This window comes from Pseudomonas sp. AC463 (assembly GCF_979253585.1).
The window spans coordinates 1-312 of sequence record NZ_CEEDDZ010000376.1; the positions used below are offsets into that span (position 1 = coordinate 1).

Sequence of the window (312 nt, forward strand, 5' to 3'; positions counted from 1 at the left end):
GCGTGGGAGTTCCTTGAACGCCTGCTGAAGGCCGTGCCTTACCGCATCCACACGATCCTGACCGACAATGGCATCCAGTTCGCCGAGCAGCCTGGAAACCGGAACACCGCCTGGTCGCGCCAAATGCGCTTCGACATGATCTGCGACGCAAACGGCATCGAGCACCGGCTCACCAAGCCCAACCACCCGTGGACGAACGGCCAGGTCGAGCGGATGAACCGGACCATCAAGGAGACGACCGTCCAACGCTTCCACTACGAGCGCCACGACCAACTCCGGACGCCCCTCACCGACTTCATGGCAGCCTACAAT

1 protein-coding gene is annotated in these 312 nt (G+C 62.2%); it reads left to right on the plus strand.

Annotated elements, in window-relative coordinates:
* A partial coding sequence (locus tag AC0IYH_RS30605) for an integrase core domain-containing protein (RefSeq protein WP_471837916.1) occupies positions 1-312 on the plus strand: 312 nt, incomplete at both ends.